Source organism: Paenibacillus sp. JJ1683 (assembly GCF_053006485.1).
Genome location: NZ_CM129820.1, coordinates 4,829,602 through 4,844,568 on the forward strand (window position 1 = coordinate 4,829,602; position 14,967 = coordinate 4,844,568).

At 46.0% G+C, this 14,967-nt stretch carries 13 protein-coding genes; all 13 read right to left on the minus strand.

Annotated elements, in window-relative coordinates:
• Positions 1–79: 79 nt before the first annotated feature.
• The 13 genes from ACUC6J_RS20890 to ACUC6J_RS20950 all read right to left on the minus strand — a co-directional run bounded on the left by ACUC6J_RS20890 (position 80) and on the right by ACUC6J_RS20950 (position 14,926).
• A complete protein-coding gene (locus tag ACUC6J_RS20890; RefSeq protein WP_007432172.1) occupies positions 80–448 on the minus strand; it encodes an ArsR/SmtB family transcription factor in 369 nt (122 codons plus the stop codon).
• Positions 449–549: 101 nt separating this feature from the next.
• On the minus strand, positions 550–1,674 hold the full coding sequence (locus tag ACUC6J_RS20895; RefSeq protein ID WP_447249369.1) for an NADH:flavin oxidoreductase: 1,125 nt from the start codon (positions 1,672–1,674) through the stop codon (positions 550–552).
• A gap of 167 nt (positions 1,675–1,841) precedes the next feature.
• Positions 1,842–2,177 carry a cytochrome o ubiquinol oxidase subunit IV gene (gene cyoD, locus ACUC6J_RS20900; RefSeq protein ID WP_016820324.1) on the minus strand — a complete coding sequence of 112 codons (336 nt, stop codon included), beginning with the start codon at positions 2,175–2,177 and terminating at the stop codon, positions 1,842–1,844.
• Positions 2,178–2,786, minus strand: coding sequence for a cytochrome o ubiquinol oxidase subunit III (gene cyoC / locus ACUC6J_RS20905; RefSeq protein WP_016820325.1), 609 nt, complete (start codon positions 2,784–2,786; stop codon positions 2,178–2,180).
• Positions 2,786–4,762 carry a cbb3-type cytochrome c oxidase subunit I gene (locus ACUC6J_RS20910; protein WP_013373105.1) on the minus strand — a complete coding sequence of 659 codons (1,977 nt, stop codon included), beginning with the start codon at positions 4,760–4,762 and terminating at the stop codon, positions 2,786–2,788. The genes cyoC and ACUC6J_RS20910 overlap by 1 nt, the downstream gene beginning before the upstream one ends.
• A 26-nt stretch (positions 4,763–4,788) precedes the next feature.
• Positions 4,789–5,772: a ubiquinol oxidase subunit II gene (cyoA, locus tag ACUC6J_RS20915; protein ID WP_016820326.1), complete on the minus strand. Its 984-nt coding sequence runs from the start codon at positions 5,770–5,772 to the stop codon at positions 4,789–4,791.
• 352 nt (positions 5,773–6,124) lie between these two features.
• On the minus strand, positions 6,125–6,373 hold the full coding sequence (locus tag ACUC6J_RS20920) for a hypothetical protein (protein WP_016820327.1): 249 nt from the start codon (positions 6,371–6,373) through the stop codon (positions 6,125–6,127).
• A gap of 219 nt (positions 6,374–6,592) precedes the next feature.
• The gene (locus ACUC6J_RS20925; RefSeq protein WP_025365850.1) at positions 6,593–7,939 is read right to left on the minus strand and encodes a GH1 family beta-glucosidase; all 1,347 of its coding nucleotides are present in this window, start codon (positions 7,937–7,939) and stop codon (positions 6,593–6,595) included.
• Positions 7,936–10,407, minus strand: coding sequence for a glycoside hydrolase family 95 protein (locus tag ACUC6J_RS20930; protein ID WP_447249370.1), 2,472 nt, complete (start codon positions 10,405–10,407; stop codon positions 7,936–7,938). The genes ACUC6J_RS20925 and ACUC6J_RS20930 overlap by 4 nt, the downstream gene beginning before the upstream one ends.
• Positions 10,408–10,513: 106 nt before the next feature.
• Entirely contained in the window at positions 10,514–12,208 is a 1,695-nt protein-coding gene (locus ACUC6J_RS20935) for an ABC transporter substrate-binding protein (protein ID WP_447249371.1), read from the minus strand.
• 62 nt (positions 12,209–12,270) lie between these two features.
• Positions 12,271–13,173: a carbohydrate ABC transporter permease gene (locus tag ACUC6J_RS20940; protein WP_016820331.1), complete on the minus strand. Its 903-nt coding sequence runs from the start codon at positions 13,171–13,173 to the stop codon at positions 12,271–12,273.
• Positions 13,174–13,188: 15 nt separating this feature from the next.
• The gene (locus tag ACUC6J_RS20945; RefSeq protein ID WP_016820332.1) at positions 13,189–14,202 is read right to left on the minus strand and encodes an ABC transporter permease; all 1,014 of its coding nucleotides are present in this window, start codon (positions 14,200–14,202) and stop codon (positions 13,189–13,191) included.
• Between the two features lie 307 nt (positions 14,203–14,509).
• Complete coding sequence (locus ACUC6J_RS20950) at positions 14,510–14,926, minus strand: cupredoxin domain-containing protein (RefSeq protein WP_016820333.1); 417 nt, start codon at positions 14,924–14,926, stop codon at positions 14,510–14,512.
• Positions 14,927–14,967 lie beyond the last annotated feature (41 nt).

A 14,967-nucleotide genomic window follows, 5' to 3' on the forward strand; every position in this document is an offset into this window, starting at 1 on the left:
AACAAAAAAAATCGACTTCAATGGACAAGCACCAAAAGAGCGCCAATTGCTTGGCGCCCTGCTGTTGGTTTGTCAAAAATCATTGATGTGATATGTGCTGATGGGTTTGCAAAAAAATCTGCTCCACATGATTATCATCCAGTGAATAAAACACTGTCTTGCCTTCCTTGCGTCGTTTGACAATACGCAGGTTGCGCAAATAACGAAGCTGGTGGGATACAGCAGATTGGCCCATGTTCAACACCTGTGTTAAATCATGAACACACAGTTCCTTTTGGGCCAGGGCATAAATCAGCTTAATCCGTGTCGGGTCACCCAGCGCCTTAAACAGCTCCGACATTTTGTATGCGATGGAATCCTCAACAAGGGAAGATTTTATGCGCTCAATTTCCTGATCTGAACCGTGACAAGCCGGCTCACAATCCAAAGCTTCCGTTTCAGAATTCATCCTTTTCACCCCGTGTATTTCGACTTGATGCTTCTATTATAGCAAATTCGTAGAATTTACGAATAGCTTATATTACAGCTTGCCCTGTAACGGAAATTTTCTTATTCCAACGTTTTTAATACTTCATCACTGTAAGGAATTATTTCTTTTATCTGTTGATCACGCAATTTTACTGCAAATGCCGGATCAACCAGCAATGCACGTCCAACTGCAACCAAATCAAATTCCTCTCGTTCTAGTAACTCCACGAGCTGCTCTAATCTGGCCTCTACATTACTGGATTGCTCAGTCTGACGATTATCATTTTTCTCCAAATCACTTAAAAAGGCCTTCTCCATGCCAATTGATCCCACTGTAATCACTGGCTTGCCGGTTATCTTTTTGGTCCAAGCTGCTAGGTTTAGATCTGATCCTTCAAATTCTGGTTCCCAGAAACGGCGGCTTGAGCAATGGAATACATCCACCCCGGCTCGTACCAATGGTGCAAGAAACTGTTCAAGTTCCTGTGGTGTCTGTGCCAGCTTTTCTCCATAATGGTACATCTTCCACTGGGAGAATCGCAGTACAATTGGAAAATCCGGACCCACTGCACGGCGACAAGCTTCAATAACCTCGACCGCAAACCGGGTCCGCTGAACCAAATCGCCTCCATATTGATCGGTACGCTTATTGGTTTTATCCCAAAAAAATTGATCTATTAAATAGCCATGCGCTCCATGAAGTTCAATGCCGTCAAACCCCACCTGCTTGGCATCGGTAGCGGCCTGAGCAAAGGCTGCGATGATATCCGCAATTTCCGCCTCCGTCAATGGCTCAACTACCTTTTCACCGGCGGGAGAAATACCCGAAGGACCGACAGGCAATGCCTCGGGATTCGGTTGGTTATCCGCACCTATTTTCCGGGCCGTACCCACATGCCAAAGTTGCGGTATAATTTTGCCACCTGCCGCATGGACCTCCTCTACTACCTTGGCCCACCCCTTTAACCCTTCACCATAAAAGTTAGGGATGCCTGTATGCTCCACAGCTGCGGGATGATTAATAGCCGTTCCCTCCGTAATAATCAATCCAACAGCATTTTCCGCACGACGACGATAATACGCAGCAACCTCAGGTCCTGGAACACCTTGGGGAGAAAAATTTCGTGTCATGGGAGCCATAACGATCCGATTGGGAAGCGATAAGTTACCTATCTTAAAAGGTTTAAACAATATTTCGGTGTTCATGACGTTTTCCTCACTCTCCATTAGTATTATCTTTTTCACTCTTCTGTTATACAATTCCATTTTACACACATGCAAACTTGAGTTCAAGAAGCCACAGTTTAATTTCAGCAGGCCCTTTACAAAAAAAGAAGAAGCGGCATAGAGCCGCTTCCTCTTTGTGTTATTTATTAGTGTGCTACCATGTTGTATTCCATAATCCATACAGAACCGCCAACGACGGTCAACAGGATCACTATACCAAAGATTAAAGTCATCACATTCCAACGTGGTCCATTGCTTTCACGAATGTGCATAAAGAAGAATAGCTGAACCAGAAATTGCAGCACTGCCGCGGCTAAAATAACAACCATCGTCGAAGTGCGGCTCAACATATGATTCATAACCACGCCGAGAGGAATGATGGTCAGTACGATGGACAGAATAAATCCGATAACATAGGATTTCACTGAACCGTGAGAATCATCATGACCATGCGAACCTGCTCCTGATTGATGCTGTGCCATCTACATCACCCCCATCAAATAGACAACTGTCAGCAAGAAGATCCAGACAGCGTCCAAAAAGTGCCAGTACAAGCTCAATGCCGAAACTTTGCCCTTCGTCTCTGGAGTAAGTCCGCGTTTTTTCAACTGGAACATAAGTCCAATCATCCAAACCAGACCTAACGAAACGTGAAGTCCGTGTGTTCCGACCAAGGTGAAGAATGCCGACAAGAACGCACTGGTTCCAAAATTAGCACCTTCATGTACGATTTCAACAAACTCGTAAACTTCAAAACCGATAAAACCAAGACCCAGGATTGCCGTCACGATTAACCAGTTGATTAATCCCTTCATGCTTCCTTTGTTCATAGCCAACACAGCCAGACCACTTGTGAAGCTGCTTGTGAGCAAGAGGAACGTTTCAATAATAACGCCCGTCATGTTAAACAGCTCTGCGCCACCTGGTCCTCCGGCTGTGTTGTTCCGAAGGACGACGAAGGTTGCGAACAAGGTACTGAACAGGATTACATCCGTTACGAGGAAGATCCAAAAACCAAGCATCTTCAATTCTTGCGGATCGTGATGCCCGTGGTCATGATCATGGCTGTGATGTGCTGCTGCTTGTGCCATTATACAGACCCCCTTATTGCCGCTTCCGTGCGTTTTACTTCATCCGCAGGGATATAGTAGTCGCCATCATAAGAGAAGAACGAACGGCAAATCATACAAATTGCTACGCCGATCAGCCCTGGAATATAGAAGAACGACCATCCAAATACGAAACCGAAACCTGCAATGAAAAAGAATACCGACATAATGAATGGAATCGCCGAGTTTTTCGGCATATGAATCGCTTCAATTGGCGGTTGCTTTCTGAAGATACCTTTTGCACGTTTATCTTTTTCTGCCCACCAGTCATCGCGTTCTTCTACTTGCGGAATGGTAGCAAAATTGTATTCCGGTGCAGGTGAAGGAATTGACCATTCCAACGTGTGACCACCCCAAGGGTCGCCAGTTGTATCCTTCAGCTTGCGGTAATTTTTGATACCCAGAAGAATTTGAAGAACCTGGAACAAGAAACCAATCCCCATCAGGAATGCCCCAACGGTTGACACCATGTTAAGCGGCTGCCAGCCAGTATCCCAGCCGTAAGTGCTCAGACGACGTGTCATACCCATCAGACCGAGGGAATATTGCGGAATGAAACATACATAGAACCCGATATTCCAGAACCAGAAAGCCCATTTACCAGGCGTTTCAGGCAATGTGAAACCGAACATTTTGGGCCACCAGTAGTACAGACCTGCCAGGTAACCGAACACTACCCCACCAATCAGAGCAGAGTGAAAGTGAGCGATCAGGAAGTAACTGTTATGGAACTGGAAGTCCGCAGGCGCTACAGATAACATGACGCCCGTCAAACCTGCAATCAGGAAGTTCGGAATAAATGCAATAGACCACATCATCGGAGTTTTAAATTCGAGTTTACCCCGGTACATCGTGAACAGCCAGTTAAATACTTTAACCCCTGTCGGTATTGCGATAACCATCGTCGAAATCGCAAAGAATGCATTAACATCTGCGCCTGATCCCATTGTGAAGAAGTGATGCGCCCATGTGAAGAAGGACAGGATCGCAATAATGAACATGGCGTAAACCATGGATTTGTAACCAAACAATTTCTTTTTAGAGAATACGCTGATAACCTCGGAATAAATACCGAAGGCTGGCAATACTACAATGTATACCTCAGGGTGACCCCACATCCAGATCAAGTTGATATACATCATCGGGTTACCGCCGAAATCAAGGGTAAAGAAGTGTCCTCCTCCAAAGCGGTCAAGGAATAGCAAAGCTAAAGTAACCGTCAGAATCGGGAACGCGAAAATGATAATAACACATGATGAAAATACGGACCACGTAAAGACAGGCATTTTCATCCAAGTCATACCAGGTGCGCGCATTTTAATGATGGTAACAATAAAGTTGATCCCTGTAGCCAATGAACCTATACCGGAAATCTGAATACCCCAGATATAGAAGTTCTGACCGACGCCAGGACTAAATTGCAGTTCTGAGAGCGGTGGATAACTCAACCAGCCTGCATCTGGCGAACCGCCAATAACGAAGGACAAGTTGAACAACATCGCACCCATAAAGAAAAGCCAGAAGCTCAATGCGTTCAGGAAAGGAAACGCAACGTCGCGCGCACCAATTTGAAGGGGTACGGCGATGTTAAACAAACCAAACATCAACGGCATCGCCATAAACAAGATCATGATTGTGCCGTGAGTTGTAAAAATCTGGTTGTAATGCTCAGGATGTAAGAGTGTCACATCAGGTGTAGCAAGTTGAATACGCATCAATAATGCATCCACGCCTCCGCGGAATAACATCAAGATGGCCGCAAGAATATACATAATACCGACTTTTTTATGGTCAACCGTAGTCAACCAGTTTTTCCAAAGCCAGCCCCATTTTTTGAAATAAGTGAGCACAAACACGATCCCGATCGTTGCTAGTGCGATGGAAACGTCCGCTCCATAGATCATCGGGTCTCCAGTAACGAAGAAAGTGGATGCAAACTCTTTTATTTTGTCAAGCATTGGGGGCCTCCTTCCCTATAATCATTTTAATTGTGTCCGCTCATATTCATATGACTCATATCCATTTCGGCATGCTCTTCTGTGCCGGTCTTGGATGAATCTTCTGTGGATGTAGCTTCACCATGTCCAGCATGGGGGTTAGAAGAGCCTTCCACTACATACTTGTTGACAATCTCTTTGAACAATCCGTCTGGAATCGAAGAATACTCATCAGGCTGGGACAAACCTGGTTTTGCAAGCGCCAAATAGCCGTCTTTCGTCAGCGGCTTAGACTGCTTCTTGATGTCAGCGACCCAGTTTTTATACTCTTCATCCGACTGGACTTCTACATCAAAACGCATTTGTCCAAAATGCTCACCGCTAAAGTTTGCACCCGAGCCAAAGTAAGTTCCTTCGTGATCGGCCTGCAAATGCAGTTTCATGGCCATGCCTGACATGGTGTAGATTTGACCGCCCAATTGCGGAATCCAGAACGAGTTCATCGGAGCGTCAGCAGTCAGTTCAAAACGGACTGGAACACCTTTAGGAATGTGAACTTGGTTAACTGTAGCTATACCTTCCTCTGGGTACATAAAGAGCCATTTCCAGTCCAATGAGGTTACTTGAATCGTTACTGGCTTTTGCGTGCTTGCAATCGGCTTGGAAGGCTCCAGCATGTAGGTATATCTCGCAGTGATGACCGCAATAATACAGATAACGATAATCGGAATAGCCCACCATGTGGTTTCCAGCTTTTTGCTGTCATCCCAATGGGGTTGATACTTCACCTTGTTTGTTGGGGTGTCGCGATACCGCCAAACGATGAAGAAGGTCAAAATCATAACCGGTACAATTATAAGCGCAGACAATGCAGTTGTAAGAATGATCAGCTCTTTTTGTGCTTGCCCAATTGGTCCTTTCGGATCGAAAACAACGTATTTTCCGCCAGCATAAAAACACGTCCAGATGAGCAATGCTACCGTGAGCACGGTCAAAACCAACGCAATAATCGCTTTTGGTTTTTTGTTCATGTTGTTCCCCTCTCCTTAAAATAGTAAATTACTCAAAACTAACGAACTCCTGTAATGTTGCCCTTATATAAGATAGCAGAAAAGCGGCCACTTTTTTTATTGTTAACAGAATTGTCGATTATTTGTCCGATTTTTGTGAAAAACCTCTCTAAAAATAAAATTTCTCTTGCAAATTCAAAATTTCTTTTTAATTCAAAAATGACATATAAAAACGTTAATTATGCATCTTGAAGTATCTTAAAAAAGCTATATTAAAGCAAAAATCGGGACTCCTTACAGTTATCATCCTACACTGCTCGAAGCCCCGCGCTGTTGTTTTCGTTATCAGTTTTACATCATCTTTTCAATTGTATTAACGATGTCCGTTCTCTTGGTCTTCCTTCTTGCGGGCAATGACAAATGATTTCCCGATTAGAAAAATGAAAATTCCGGCAGCAAAGGCGCCAATGCCTGTCATTAGATAGATATTACGATCGGTTAAATTCCCTATATCAAGCAAAATAAGAATAATACCTACAATGCAAGCGATCAAAGAAATAACAGATACCGTGCGGCTCATTTGGTTATCCCTTGATCCTGATTTTCTAAAATTCGAAGCCATACCCTCCACTCCCTCTAGTTTAAAATGGTTAAAAAGTGCCCTCGCCAGGTATTTTTTTCAGTATGCACATTTTTTATTTTTTTATTCTTGCCGGCCTCTATATACTAGAACCATCTGTAATTCATCTTGGCTATTATTACCCCAGAGGACCTCCTATTTAAACAAACGGGAGCGGAGGCAGACCTAAATTTGCTTTATATTCAGATCATTTCTCTTTGTTTAGCGTCTAGTCTCCAACCAGTTATTACTTACTACATTTCGATACCAATAGTAACTTTCCTTGGGGGTGCGGACCTGTGTGCGAAAATCGACATGAATCATGCCAAATCTCATATTATACCCCTCTGCCCACTCAAAATTGTCCAAAAGTGACCATGCCATATAGCCTTTAACATGAAGACCATCATGAATTGCCCGGTGCACCTGCACCAAATGCTGCTGCATGTAGGAAATTCGACGATCATCTTGCACCTTTCCGTTTACGACCTCATCATTGATACATGCCCCGTTCTCTGTGATGTAAATATCGATGTTACCGTATTTTTGCAAATAATGTAGTACCTCATACAGCCCACGTGACTCCACCGGCCAGCCGATATCTGTTACAGGTAGTCCCATATTGATTTCTTCAGATTGAAGAAATCCTGCCTCCGGATTAAATCGATTAACCGACATACTATAATAATTGATACCAATCATATCAATTGGCTCACCGATAATGTCCATATCTCCATCTTGTATAGGTACGGTGGCTCCCTGTTCCGCAAACCAGTCTACCAAAAACTGAGGATACGAGCCTTGATAAATAGGCTGGAGAAACCAGTCACTGTGCAGGGAAATCGTGCGTGCACAAGCCGCTTTATCTTCCTCAGAAGTGCTGTAAGGAACAGCCCAGGAGACATTTGGGGCGATACCGATCTGGCCACTGGTGCCAAGCTCGCGGAATCGGCGTACAGATAGGCCATGCGCAACCAGCAGATGATGTCCTACATCAATCGCAGTCTGGAGATTCGTCAGACCCGGGGCATGAACTCCCAGCATATTGGATAAAAAGGCGATACACCACGGTTCATTGAATGTCAGCCAATGCTGTATTTTACCGTGAAACTCACGGAACATCGTTTCCGCAAACTGGACAAATGCCTGAATTGTGCGACGATTTCCCCATCCTCCGGCATCCTGTAGCGCCTGAGGCAGATCCCAGTGATACAGTGTACAAAACGGTTCAATTCCGTTGTCATTCAACAAATCAACTACACGATGATAATAGTCCAATCCCTCTTGATTGACTTCACCATCACCATTAGGGAATATACGTGGCCAGGACACCGAGAAACGATATGTACGAATGCCCAGCTCCTTCATGAGACGGATATCTTCTTCGTAACGATGATAGCTGTCACAAGCTACATTGCCGTTGTCACCGTTGAACACTTTGCCAGGCGTATGGGCAAAGGTATCCCAGATCGACAACCCTCTTCCATCCTCCTGGTAAGCCCCCTCGATTTGGTAGGCGGCCGTTGCGGTACCCCACATAAAGTCCTGCGGAAATTGAAAAATAGTCATTGTGTCTCTTCCTCTCCCTCAATTATAATCGTATATTCATTGGTTGTTTCCTGCTTTTTGGTAAAAGTCCATGACAAAATAAATCCTCCGTGCTTGGGATCAGGCTGAGCCCGACGATCATCAACGCTAAACGGATGTGCACTGCGAATCGTACAGCTTCCCGTCTGGACCGATGTGGTAAGCTCCGCACGGACGAGCCGCGAACCGGACCATTCCATGCTGACCGTAATTCCGCCACGCCCTTTCAAGCCGCTGACCCGTCCTTCAGGCCATGCCGATGGCAGGGCAGGCAATAGCGTCAGCTCGCCCGGGCGGCTTTGCAGCAGCATTTCTGCGATGCCTGCCGTCGCACCAAAGTTACCGTCGATCTGAAAAGGCGGGTGAGCGTCGAATAAATTAGGGTAGGTCGATCGCGACAGCAACGTGCGAACATACCGATGCGCAGTGTCGCCATCTTCCAGCCGGGCGTACAGGTTAATCAACCAGGCACAGCTCCACCCGGTATGACCGCCACCATGATCGAGCCGGCGGCGTAGCGATATGCGAGCCGCCTCAGCCAGCTCTGGAGTATCGCGGATATGGATCTGTCGGCCGGGGTAAAGCCCGAAAAGATGCGAAACATGTCGATGCCCAGGCTCCGCTTCCTCAAAATCGACCATCCACTCCTGTAACTGACCGTGACGGCCGATTTGATAGGGTATTAATCGTTCCCGTGTCTCTTCGCAGCGTCTACGGAACTCATCGTCTAACTCCAACAGATCCGCGGCCTGAATACAGTTGCTCAATAGCTCCCGAATCAGCGTCATGTCCATCGTAGAGCCCATGGATATACTGCAATCCTCGCCTTCGGGCGTGATGAATTTATTTTCAGGCGAAGTGGAGGGGGACGTTACAAGCCGACCATCCGGGCCCTCCACAAGCCAGTCTAGGCAAAAGGCCGCCGCCCCCTTCATAAGTGGATAAGCCTGTTCTGCCAAATAGGTTGTATCCAAGGTGAACAGATAACGCTCCCATAGGTGAGCGGTCAGCCATACACCCCCAAGCGGCCAAAATGCCCAACTGGCATGGCCACCTGACGGTCCGGCGTTTCGCCACACATCAATATTGTGGTGAGCTGTCCATCCTTGAGCCCCATAATTGATGGAAGCGACCCTGCGTCCCGTACGACCGACTTCTCCAATCATGTGCAGCAATGGCTCATGGCACTCGGCAAGATTACACACCTCTGCGGGCCAATAGTTCATCTGTGTATTAATATTGGTTGTATAGTTACTGTTCCACGGCGGCTGTACCCGGTCATTCCAGATGCCCTGAAGATTGGCGGGCTGACTGCCCGGACGTGAACTGCCCATTAGCAAATAACGTCCATATTGGAATAACAGCACTTCCAGCCCCTGGTCTGCCTGACCTTTCTGATAGCGTTCTAATCGCAGATCCGTCGGGAGAACGGACTCGTCAGTTAGCGTGTCACTTCCCAGTTCTAATGCAACACGGTCAAACAGCTTCCGGTGATCCTGCTCATGGCGTTGCCGCACCTGCTCACTTCCTAGCGAAATCGCTCCGTCTAGAATGACTTTGCATGCTTCTGCCGACTCTGTTGCATCACTATTCGGCATAGCCTGAAATCCCCGAAATCCGGTAGCCGCTGCCAAATACACCGTGATTTTATCCGCGTCCGAGATGATCAACGCTCCGTCATCCCTCGTCGTCAAGGTTCCTCCCTCGGGAATAACCCTCGCCTGAACTGCAAAAGCCATCCCCAAATCATTTTCGTAAACGACAGACTGTGGATGATCACCGTGATGATTAGATTCCACATGACTGGGCGCTCGTCCAGTCAACGTAATGAAGTCCCTGGTCGGTTCCTCGGATGGATCGTTATCGTTGGCCCCTTTGGAGGAATCACCAAACGCATCCTCTCCAACTTCATCCTCACAAGGATGGGGGGTAGTCATACGCACAGATGCATGGATTTTTCCGACCTTATTCGCAGTCAGTGACACCATAATGACTCCATCAGGTGCACTGGCGATAACTTCACGAGTATAGTGGACTCCATCACTCTGAAAAGTGACCACTGCCGTTCCGGTCTGCATATCCAGTTCCCGTTCATAATGCGCAATCTCCCCTAGGTTCTCCTGTGTAATCCACAAATCTCCTAAAGGCTGGTAGGCTTCTGTATCTCGACCCAGCATGTTCGAATTAATCAGCTGCTCTGCTTCCTTGTATTTTCCATCTGCAATCAGCTTTCTGGCAGGCTCTAAATATCGCAATGCATCATACTGAACGCCATCTCTGGGAAATCCGGACCAGAGCGTATCCTCGTTTAATTGCAAATGCTCCTCTCTGATCCCGCCAAATACCATAGCTCCCAGCCGTCCATTGCCGACTGGCAATGCTTCCTCCCATACCTCAGCAGGCTGGCGATACCATAACCGTAGGGACTGTGGTCTTTCGCCTTTCGTCAACTCAAACCCTCCCTCATCAAGGTCAGACAAAGCGCTGAACCCATATTGCACATGGCGCATGCGCTCTGTCACTCCGAGATTTCAAAGTTTGGAAAATATGGACTCGTTATTTAGCAGCCTTCCCACTCCATAACTCCACTCTGTCCTTCACCAGTTGCGTGTATTGCTGTTCCATTTGGACAGCTCCGGCGGCATCCAGTTCTTTAATCATGTTGTCGTATACCGTATCAAAATTGGAAGCTGGTGTTAAAATGGCTTCCGGTATACGTTTGCGGATTATGTCTGTCGTCTTTTTAAATGTAACGTTATAGTTGGATTCATTGTCTGTCGTCAGGTTATAGGCTGCGCCCCAAGGCTTCACATCAAATTCTTCTTTTCCTGGAAACAGTTCCTTCCACGTTTTTACGCCATACGCTTTCAGTGATTCTTTCTCCGGCTTCGAATAAGCCGCGATAATTTGTTCCGGGAATTTGGCAGTGTAGTAGTTACCCGTAGAGTCCTTCACTCCGTCACCATAGTGTCCGCTCATTAATGTGTACAAGTCTATTCCAGTGGATTTATTGAAGCTGGTTGTATTGTTCGTTTTTTGATCCAATACATCGGCAGGAATGACGCGTTTGCCGTCTTTGATTTCATAGTGCTTGCCTTCGATTCCCCAGTTCACTAGCACCTGTCCTTCATCGGAAGCTAAATAATCCAGAAATTTAATAGCCCGCACCGGGTCCTTGCAACTTTCCGTAATCCCTACACCATAACCGGACGCAAAACCTGTATCCTGAAAGGAACGATCCTTGTACTCCTCTGAGAGTGTAACTGGAAAATGCGCGTAACTGGCATCAGCCTTGCCTGACGCTTTTAATGCATTTTCGGCATCCTGATAACCCCACTCTTGGTCGATCAGACCCAGGACACGGCCACTGGCAATTTTGGATTTGTATTGGTCACTTTTTTGTACAAACGAATCTTTATCGAGCAGCCCTTCATTGTACATGTGGTTTAACCAACGGAAATATTCTTTTTCTTCCGGACGTTTGTAATGAAGCTTGGCTTCAAAAGTTTTGGGATCAATAAAATATTCACCATCATCCGGCGCCCCAGTTGTCTGGAAAGCAGGGTTCGTTACGGTAATCATAATTCTCCAGTCGTCTGCATCCAGCGTGAGAGGGATCGTTTTTTTGCCATTAATCGTCGGATGTTTGGCTACATAGGTTTTGAGCACGTTTTCAAAATCCTGCAATGTTCTTACCTTGGGATATCCCAGTTCCTTGAGCACCTTATGCTGAATTTCAAATCCCCCCGTCGCGTCAAAACTCTCCTGTCCCACCCCTGCATACGTAGGAATAACATAGATGGCTTGATCCTTATTGCTGTATTTCAGCCGATCCATATAGGGGCCGTATAGCTTTTTGAGATTGGGTGCGTGATCGTTGATCAGATCGGTCAGATCAATCATAGCCCCCGCATCCACAAGCTTGCTAATATTTGCTTTAGGAGAGACCAGGTCTGGGTATTCCCCACTTGCTGCCATCAAAGCAATCCGGTCATCCCCACCTCCGCCGCTGACATCAAATTCCGCATTCAAGGTTACACCTGTTTTCTTGGTGATTTCCTTGCCTATTTCATCTTTCATTCCATTCCATTGCGGGCTTGTATCTGCTCCGAAGAAGCTAAACGTAATTGGGTCTGTGCCGCTGGATGAGCCTTCTTTCGCTGTTTTATTGCTTCCACCGCAACCTGCAAGTGCGGCAAGCGATACGGCGAGCAAGGGAATTAGTGCAAATCTGGACCAGTGTTTTTTCATGTTCAAAACCTCCTGCATTTCTAGGATTTTATCGTTGTGGATTGACTGCTACGATTGGATTGTTATGATTTAACAGCTCCCAGTGTCATACCGCCTACAAAATATTTTTGTAGGAATGGATATACGAGCAAAATCGGAAGCGTGACGGTAATCGTGATTGCCATTTTAATCGACTCTGGCGAAATTTGAGCCATTTGCTTAGCCATATCGTTGCTATTTGCCATATTGGCGCCGCCTTGCTGCGTACTTTGCAGTATCTTCATCAGCTCAAATTGCAGCGTTGTCCACTGCGCGGCGGTTCCATTGTACAAGTACGTATCAAACCATGCGTTCCATTGATTTACCGCTAAAAAAAGGGCAATTGTCGCCAGCACAGGCTTGCACAGCGGTAAAATAATCTTCCAATATATCGTAAAGTCATTGGCTCCATCCAGCTTGGCAGACTCTTGTAGCGCATACGGCAAACCATCCATAAAGGAACGAATGACAAAAACATTAAACGCGCTGATCAGCCCCGGAAAAATATACACCCAGAACGTGCCCAGCAAATGTAAATCACGCATCAAAATAAACACAGGCACCATTCCGCCGGAAAAATACATCGTCAACGCCAGAAACGTGGATATGAACTTGCGCGCGCGGAAATCGACCCGACTCAGCGTAAATGCAAGCATAGAAGCACAGATGAGTCCCAGCACCGTTCCAACTACTGTACGTAAAATCGATACCTGCAGACCCCGAAGCAGGCCATCGTACTGGAAAATCGTTTTGTAATTTTCAAGTGTAAACTGACGAGGCCATATATAAATACCGCCACGAACCGTGTCCGTCGAATTGTTCAGGGAAATCGCTAGTACGTTCAGAAACGGGTACAGCGTCAACACCACGATCAGAGCCATGAGGATATAGTTGAACAGGTCAAACAGCTTTTCTGATCGTGTAGCATTAAATGCCTTATTCGTCATTTCGCTTCTCCCTCCCTACATGATGCTTTCTTTGGTCAGTTTTTTGAATATACCGTTCGCCGTAAACAACAACAGAATGCTAACCAGTGAGTTGAAAATGCCTATTGCCGTCCCGTAAGAGAAGCGGCCCAGATTAATCCCGTAATTCAGTGCATACAAATCCAGCACTTCCGAATAATCCGTTACGAGACTGTTGCCAAGTAAGAACTGCTTTTCAAAACCATTGCTGACCAGATGTCCAATCGCCATAATAAACAGAATGGCGATGGTCGAGCGGATACCTGGCAATGTAATATGCCACATCTGTCTCCAGCGGCTGGCCCCATCCACACGTGAAGCTTCATATTGTTCCTGGTCAATTCCGGTGATGGCAGCTAAATAAATAATCGTATTCCAACCTGTCTCTTTCCATATGTCGGAAGCGGTTACAATGTACCAAAACCAACTCCCCTTAGCCATAAACTGAATCGGTTCATCCACAATATGAAGCGCTACCAAAATATCGTTAACAATTCCACCGTCAATGGACAGCATTTTCGTCACCAATCCGGCCACAACTACCCAGGATACAAAATGCGGGAGGTAGGATACTGTCTGCACAACTCGCTTGAACAGCATACCACGCAACTCATTTAGCAGAATTGCAAAAAAGATCGGTACAACAAAACCAAAAACAATACCCATCAGGCTCATTGCCAGCGTATTTCGTAATACCAGATAAAAACGTTCATCCTGAAAAAGCTCAATAAAGTTGTCTAACCCTACCCACTTTTGATCCCAAAACGATTTGGCTGGCTTATATTTTTGAAACGCCATTGTCCATCCCCATAGTGGAAAATAACTGAAAACAAACACCCATATGACGAAAGGAATGGACATAAAATAAAGGTACTTTTGCTGTTTCACACTGTTCCACAGGCCTTTTTCACCGCGTTCGGGCTTCGATCCGCGAGCCTTACGCGGTCTTTCCCGATTGGATTCAGGAATCACAGCATCAGCATTGGAAGCGGTTTCAGTTGAAGATCCCATAACAAGCTCCTCCTCATCTCTAGATACTATTATCATACTTTGCTGGCTCAAAAGCGGGTACCCGACGAATTAGGAGAAAAATCAGTTCAAAATTAGATATATGGGGAGTGGATTAAGATTTACACTCGTGCCACTACACATGCGGATGGTGCTTCCCATCGCTGTTGTCCCCGGATTTCTTGAATTTATTGCACCACAGGTGGGTGATGGTATATATACACTTACTGTCGCAATTCACCTAGTTGGAAGAAAAAAGCTTTCTAGCATCCATGGGGTCAGTCCCCATGTGCCAGAAAGCTTTTTTGATTTATTTTACCGTGATCGTCCCGTAGTACATATACATGCCGCAATTGTACTCATATACCCCCGGTTTTAAATCCTTGACGGTAAAATAATTATTTTCGTGATCCAGGTAAACGTCCATTCCGATCTTCAACGACTGTACTTCATCGATGCAAGTAAAGGATGTCATTTTTTTGAAATTGATCTTGGTTGGAACGCCGGCTTTCACTTCAATATTTTTAGGATAGAAACCGTCCCCTTTTACACCCACTGTAACAATCTCGTATTTGGTTTTATCTGGCTCTTCCTGAGCTTGTTGAGATTGATTGGCCGGAAACGACGACACGCTCCCTTGAAAATAAAACAAGACAAACCCGCCCATGATCAGGGCTACAAAACCAATCAGCATCAAATGCCAATGTTTAGAGATGAGTGTTTTCATTTCTTTCAGCCCCCTCCAGTTGAATGTCTAATGAGCATGTG

Excerpts from the sequence above, each read along its gene's own strand:
- ACUC6J_RS20890 (WP_007432172.1), bottom strand. The coding sequence starts at position 448 with ATGAATTCTGAAACGGAAGCTTTGGATTGTGAGCCGGCTTGTCACGGT.
- ACUC6J_RS20895 (WP_447249369.1), bottom strand. The coding sequence starts at position 1,674 with ATGAACACCGAAATATTGTTTAAACCTTTTAAGATAGGTAACTTATCG.
- cyoD (WP_016820324.1), bottom strand. The coding sequence starts at position 2,177 with ATGGCACAGCATCAATCAGGAGCAGGTTCGCATGGTCATGATGATTCT.
- cyoC (WP_016820325.1), bottom strand. The coding sequence starts at position 2,786 with ATGGCACAAGCAGCAGCACATCACAGCCATGATCATGACCACGGGCAT.
- ACUC6J_RS20910 (WP_013373105.1), bottom strand. The coding sequence starts at position 4,762 with ATGCTTGACAAAATAAAAGAGTTTGCATCCACTTTCTTCGTTACTGGA.
- cyoA (WP_016820326.1), bottom strand. The coding sequence starts at position 5,772 with ATGAACAAAAAACCAAAAGCGATTATTGCGTTGGTTTTGACCGTGCTC.
- ACUC6J_RS20920 (WP_016820327.1), bottom strand. The coding sequence starts at position 6,373 with ATGGCTTCGAATTTTAGAAAATCAGGATCAAGGGATAACCAAATGAGC.
- ACUC6J_RS20925 (WP_025365850.1), bottom strand. The coding sequence starts at position 7,939 with ATGACTATTTTTCAATTTCCGCAGGACTTTATGTGGGGTACCGCAACG.
- ACUC6J_RS20935 (WP_447249371.1), bottom strand. The coding sequence starts at position 12,208 with ATGAAAAAACACTGGTCCAGATTTGCACTAATTCCCTTGCTCGCCGTA.
- ACUC6J_RS20940 (WP_016820331.1), bottom strand. The coding sequence starts at position 13,173 with ATGACGAATAAGGCATTTAATGCTACACGATCAGAAAAGCTGTTTGAC.
- ACUC6J_RS20945 (WP_016820332.1), bottom strand. The coding sequence starts at position 14,202 with ATGGGATCTTCAACTGAAACCGCTTCCAATGCTGATGCTGTGATTCCT.
- ACUC6J_RS20950 (WP_016820333.1), bottom strand. The coding sequence starts at position 14,926 with ATGAAAACACTCATCTCTAAACATTGGCATTTGATGCTGATTGGTTTT.